General features: G+C 66.0%; 5 protein-coding genes. 2 read left to right on the top strand and 3 right to left on the bottom strand.

The window, feature by feature from the left end; genetic code table 11:
* Positions 1-44 precede the first annotated feature (44 nt).
* Entirely contained in the window at positions 45-1,331 is a 1,287-nt protein-coding gene (locus V1260_RS15650; RefSeq protein WP_329746494.1) for an ISL3 family transposase, read from the bottom strand.
* 306 nt (positions 1,332-1,637) lie between these two features.
* Here V1260_RS15650 and V1260_RS15645 point away from each other — a divergent pair, with 306 nt between their 5' ends.
* Positions 1,638-3,479, top strand: a complete 1,842-nt coding sequence (locus V1260_RS15645; protein WP_329747739.1) for a GAF domain-containing protein — start codon at positions 1,638-1,640, stop codon at positions 3,477-3,479.
* A gap of 33 nt (positions 3,480-3,512) precedes the next feature.
* Here the strand turns inward: V1260_RS15645 and V1260_RS15640 are convergent, their stop codons facing one another.
* Both V1260_RS15640 and V1260_RS15635 read right to left on the bottom strand, forming a co-directional pair.
* On the bottom strand, positions 3,513-4,238 hold the full coding sequence (locus tag V1260_RS15640; protein WP_329747738.1) for an LrgB family protein: 726 nt from the start codon (positions 4,236-4,238) through the stop codon (positions 3,513-3,515).
* On the bottom strand, positions 4,238-4,615 hold the full coding sequence (locus V1260_RS15635; RefSeq protein ID WP_329747737.1) for a CidA/LrgA family protein: 378 nt from the start codon (positions 4,613-4,615) through the stop codon (positions 4,238-4,240). Before V1260_RS15635 ends, V1260_RS15640 begins: the two co-directional genes overlap by 1 nt.
* 338 nt (positions 4,616-4,953) lie before the next feature.
* On the opposite strand from V1260_RS15635, the gene V1260_RS15630 reads away from it, so the two are divergent.
* The gene (locus V1260_RS15630) at positions 4,954-6,105 is read left to right on the top strand and encodes a glycerol dehydrogenase (protein ID WP_329747736.1); all 1,152 of its coding nucleotides are present in this window, start codon (positions 4,954-4,956) and stop codon (positions 6,103-6,105) included.
* Positions 6,106-6,154: the final 49 nt, after the last annotated feature.

Here is a 6,154-nt window from a genome sequence, read left to right as displayed (position 1 = left end):
GGCTCTTCGCGGTTCGTGGTGAATGACCCTGCTGTGGCGGGTATTCACGCTACGGTTTTCGCGGCGCTGGTCAGCAGGATACGCATCCGGTAGTTCTCGGCGTTGCGGAAGCCACGGCCGATGCGTTTGATGTTCTTGATGCCGGTGTTCGCGGCCTCGACTCGAGCGGTGGTCGCGCCGGTGACGATGAGGACCTCGATCGCGTCCCACCAGGTCACGACGGTGTCGTAGAGCTTGGTCGCCTCGGGCATATTCGCGATCTGCACGAAGTAGCCCATCCGCATCCGTTCCTCCCAGGCCTGAGCCAGGGTGTCGGTCGCCAATAGGCGACGGAGCTGCTCCTTGATGCCCCAGGCGGCGGAGAGCTCGTCGGTGGGGTCATCGGTGCGGAACACCCTCTCCAACCGCTCCCACGCCCTCGGGGTGAGGGTGTCAGCGCCGCGCAGCAGGAGCATCCGGTGCGCCCAGGCCGGGTCATCCTTCCGACCCCGGCGACCGTGATGGGTGCGGGCTAGGCGTTGCCGCACGGCGGTGACCATGTCGTTCCCGAGCTTGACGAGGTGGAACTTGTCGACCGAGACCGCAGCGCGGGGCAGGTAGGTCCGCAGTGCTTTGCGGAACGCGGCCGAGGGATCGATGGCGACGATCTCGATCCGCTCCCGCCAGTCCTCAGAGCGCTGGGCAAGCCAGTCCCCGACGGCGGTGGAGTCCCGGCCGTCGACGACGCCGAGGACCTGTCCGGTGGTCAGGTCGACCAGGGTCGTCATCCATGGCTCGAACCGTCTCCAGGCACCTTCATCGGTGCGGAACCAGCGCACCGACCGGTAGCGGTGCTCATCGATGCCCAGGCGCGTCACTGGCACGTCCTCGGCGGCGGGGAGGACCACTGCGGCCGCCGCCAGCGCGGACTGGACCAGCCACCACGAGACGCCATGGGCCCGGGCGACCTCGGAGGCAGCCCGGCCCGAGGTGAGCACCGCGGAGACGACCTGATCCCGCAGCCGGGTCGTCGAACGCGCACGGTAAGGGACCTGATCGGTGGCTTCCCAGAACGTGCGCCGGGCGCAGGCCGGCTCGAGGCAGAACCAGCGCCGCTTGGCCCACACCACCTCCACCGCCCCGGCCACGGGGACGTCGCGCACCTTCTGGGACCGGCGGGAGTGGACCTTGGTCGCGAGCACCCCGCAGGACGGACAGCCCGGCGGCTCGATGGATTCGATCACCACTCGACGGCCTCCGTCGGGCAGGTCGATCGCGTCTGTGACGCGGTAATCGGGCAAGTTGAAGATCGTGCTCGCAGCATCACGCTGCGAACCAGTATTCTCGTGCACAGGCTCGTGGTCCTCTGAGGTGTGGATGTCTTGACAACACCCATCACAGCAGGACCACGGGCCGTTCTACGCCAGCGACGCGACGCTCTCCTTCACCACGAACCTTGAAGAGCCAGGTACGGAGGCCCCGTCCTCAGTGCTATGAGGACTTCCCCTGCTCTGCCGAGGCGGGATCCCCCTACCTGTGTGTCCTCAGGGGATCGCCCGCGCCACTATCTCGCCCATCGGCATGGCCACTTGGTACCCTCATCACATTTGGTGCCCGGGACGACGGCGTCCGAGCACACCAGCTCGACGAGGAGCTCTATGAACGTCTCTGCCACGCGACAATCTGCACCGCAGACCCATCTGGCGATGCCCGACCATGTCCAGTTGCGCCGCATCGTCGGCGAGTTCGCGAGAGATCTGGCTGGTCAATTCGACCTCGACCAGCTCCTCGAGCGAATCCTCCGGCGCGCCGTGTCCCTACTGGAGTCCTCGAGCGGATCCATTGCTCTCGTCGACGAACGCTCAGGGACCTACACGAAGATGGTCGACCTCAGCGTCGGCTGCCAGGCCGGCGAGACCTTCCCGATCGGCGAAGGAGTGACCGGGGAGGTGGTGCGCGCGCGATCAGGCGTGATCTTTGACGAGTACGCAGCGGTCTACCGAGGGCACATCGACCCGACGACCACTCGCTATCGCTCGGCGGTGATTGCCGTCCCGATGCTGCATGGGGAGAACGTGATCGGAGTCTTCGTCGTCTTCGGCGCGGGGGCTGACACAGTCTTCACCACACGTGATCTCGCCTTGCTGGAGCTGTTCGCCGACCATGCGGCGCTGGCTCTCGTGAATGCGGAAGCCCATCGTCAGACGGTCGAGCGCATGCGCACCGCAGTGATCGCCGGTGAGCGCGAGCGCACCGTACGCGACCTGCATGAGACCCTCAGCACTAACCTCACCCGGCTGGTCGCCCACCTCGGTGCCGCCCAAGCTCTCGACGCCGTAATCGATGCCAACAGAGTGGGCGAGCACATCCATCTGGCCCTTGAATCCGCCGAGGCTGCGCTCGAGGATACCCGGCGGACCACGATCGACTCCGTGGCCGACAGCCTCGGCGGCCGCACCCTCCACGACGCCGTGCGCGCCGAACTGGACTGGATAAAGTCCACGAGCGGAGCACACACTTCGCTCGTGCTCGTGGGCGACGAGCGACCGATCGCGAACGACACGGTGCACCAGACCTTCCGGATCGTCCAAGAACTGCTAAACAACGTGGTCCGCCATGCCCAGGCGACAAAGGTGCGTGTGGGTCTGCTGTATGAGCCCTTGGCCTTCACGGTGATGGTCGAGGACGATGGTGTCGGCTTCGAGGTCGCGACGGCGCTCGCCACCGAGGATCCGCCGCTCCGCCAGGGCCTGCGCCAGGTCCGTTCCCGGACGCAGCAGATCGGTGGGGATCTCTCCGTGACCTCCACACCGGGATGGGGAACCCAAGTACGCGTCCAGCTTCCGGATACGCCGAGCCGCAGCGAGGATTCGCAGGCCCGTCGGATCCGGGTCCTGATCGCCTGTCGCTGGCCGGTGGATCGTTCTGGGATCGCGCGCCTAGTGAACCTTGCCGAGCCGAGCCTGCACGTGGTCGGGGAACTCGATGATCCCTCGACTCTCGTCTCGACCTGTGATCTGCTCGCGCCCGACATCGTGGTCGCGGACATCGAGGTTCTATCGGGGGTGGATCGAGATGCGGAGGGAAACCTGCATCTGCCGGGAGATCCTTCAGTCGTGGTCTCGAACGCGGCTCCCAACGCTGGAACGTATCGCGCGGGCACGCGGTTCCGAGCCAAGGGGTATCTCAGCCATCACGCGACGGGAGAGCAGATCGTCCGCACCCTGATCGCTGCCGGTCGTGGGGAGATCCTTCTGGATGCCGAGAACGCCGCGTGGCTGACCCAGAGCGCCGACCCCTCTGCGGAAGCGCTCACGGCCCGCGAACACGAGGTGCGAGACCTCGTGAGCCAGGGGATGCCGGACAAGGAGATCGCTACCGCCCTTCATATTTCGGTCAAGACCGTGGAGAAGCATGTCGGTTCGCTGCTGCGAAAGACCGGGGTGCGCAATCGGACCATGCTCGCCCAGCTCGATCTTGCACAGTTCAAACAGATGTAGGAGAGATGTGGGGTGTCATGGGTGACTCCTGAACTATCCGACCATCAGCAAGGCTGCAACCAGCAGGGGCGAGAGGAGAGCGACCACCGGCGCCGTGATCGCCATCGCAAGAGCTGAATATGCTGCTGCCCGAGGTTCGGACTGGAGCATCGCCGAGGTGCCGATCCCATGGGACACAACACCCATCGCTAGCCCACGCACACGCGGGTCGTGCACCCGCGCCGCCGTTAGTACCGGACCCAGGGCCATCGCCCCTAGGATCCCCGCAAGGATCGTGAGCACCGCGGAGAGCGCCGGCTCCCCGCCGATCTTCTCGGAGACTGCGATCGAGACCGGCGTGGTGGCGGTCTTCGGAGCCATAGACAAGGCCGCCGCCGCGCTCCCTCCGAGCACGTGCACCACGAGATACCCGGTGACCACAGCAGCAGTTGCGCCCGCCACGACAGAGGCGAGAACAGCGATCAAGGAGCCTCGCATGCGCTGTGCCTCCCGATGCAGCGGCACCGCAAGGGCCACGGTTGCCGGTGCGAGCAGGAATCCGATCATCTCTCCCCCCGTCATGTACGTCTGATAGTCCACGCCCGTCAGGGCGAGGCCGAGGCAGGTCAGAAGGATCGAGAGGAAGACCGGATTGGCGAGCGGGTGCCCATGCACCCAGGTCGCGATCCGATTCGCCAGGAGGAAGGCTCCCAGGGTGAGGCCGACCCCGAAGACCGGGGAATCGGTGAGCACACGCCAGAGTTCGTGCAGTATCGACATCACGATGCTCTCCTCGAACGGAACCCGTTCTGGGCCTTGAGGGCGAACCGGGAGACCACCGCGGTGACGGCCAATCCTGCGGCCCAGGACAGGACGAGACCGGCCAGCAGCGGCAGGGCATCGAGCCGGATCCTCGCCACGAGCACGATCACCCCGGTGCCCGCGGGGACGAAGAGCAACGGGAGCAGCGCCAGCAGACGGTCGGAGACGCGGATGGCTGCGAGCCCCTCTCCGTGGCCCTGCCTGTCTCCCTTCACGTGTCCTTTCACGGACAGCACGATCAGCAGGAGCATCATCCCGAGGATCGCCCCGGGGACGGGAACCCCGGCCAGGGCGACCACCAGATCTCCGAGAGCGAGGCAGGCGAGGATCTGCACAAATCCGAAGATCAGCGTGAGAAGGCTGCTATACAGCGAATCGCGTTGCGCTGCGTCGGGGCCTTCCTCCCGCTCCGTTCGGGTACGGGGTGCGTCCTCCGGTGTCATCGGGGCCTCCTCATCGAAACCTTCAGCGTGCCTGAAGGGCTCCGCGATTACCCTTCCGTTCGCGGCGGGAGCGGACAAGGCGGATTTTCCCTACCTCCGGCGTAGGGCTCTTCCCGATGTGCACACCCCGCGGGCTTCCCTAGCGTGGAGCACAACCGCGGCGCATCACCCGCAGCGGCGACTCGAAGAATCCAGTCGGAAGAATCCTCCAGTCGAAGGAGACTGCAGCTATGGCTCAGAGCACTGTTCAGACACTCGTCAGCCCTGGTCGGTACGTCCAGGGGCGCGGCGCGCTCGCACAGTTCGGCGAAAACCTCGCCCGCGTCGGCAAGAAGCCCCTCATTATCTCGGATGCCTTCGTCCGCGAGCTCGTCGGCGACCGTGTCGTCGCGAGCCTCGAGGCAGCCGGGCTGCCTGTCATCTGGGAGGAGTTCAGAGGCATTCCCCATCCCGGGGAGATCGCCCGGTTCGTGGAGTTCATCAAGCAGCACGACGCCGATGTGGTTGTCGGCGTGGGTGGCGGAAGCGCCATCGATGTCGCGAAGGCCTCGGGGCACGAGACTGGCATCCGGTGGGTCACGGTACCGACGGCGGCATCCACGGACGCGCCCACCTCCGCGCTCGGCGTGATCTACACCGCCGAGCACAACTTCCTGGAGTACCGGATCTTCCCCCACAACCCCGACCTCGTCCTTGTGGACGTCGATGTCATCGCGGCGGCACCACCCGTCTTCCTCGCGGCAGGTGTCGGGGATGCGCTCGCGACCTGGCTCGAGGCCAAAGCCGTGGCGGAGTCCTTCTCCGACACCATCGCGGGTGACCTCGCGACAGTCACCGGGACGGCTCTCGCGAAGCTCTCCTGGGAGATCATTTGGGAGAATGCGCTTCCTGCGATGGACGCAGTGCGCCATGGGCTGATCACTCCCGCGGTCGAGAAGCTCACGGAGGCGAACATCCTGCTTTCGGGTCTTGGCTTTGAGTCGGGTGGCCTTGCTGCAGCGCATGCGATCCACAACGGCCTCACGCAGGTGCCCCAGACCCACGGGCTCATGCACGGCTTCAAGGTGAACATTGGTAGCCTCACCCAGCTCGTCCTGGAAGGTGCCCCGTACCAGGACATCGTTGACTTCATCGAGTTCACGACTCGCGTGGGGCTGCCCACGACCCTCACCGAGGTCGGCATCGATGTGGACGACATCGACACGATCACCAAGGTCGCCGAGGGTGCGACGGCGGAGGGCGAGACCATCCACTGCATGCCCTTCGAGGTCACCGTGCCTGCGCTCGTTGATGCCCTGCGTTCGATCGAGCACCTTTCGCGGCGGATCCGCGAGGAGGCGGGGCTCCCCGCCCCTGTGCTGTACACCCCGAAGAAGCACTGATCCGGGGCGAAGTAGGTCGACGGGTCGCGGAACCATTCAACCTCGCCCC

This window comes from Brachybacterium sp. J144 (assembly GCF_036321705.1).
Taxonomy (GTDB): Bacteria; Actinomycetota; Actinomycetes; order Actinomycetales; family Dermabacteraceae; genus Brachybacterium.
This window is presented reverse-complemented; position numbering and strand designations above follow the sequence as displayed.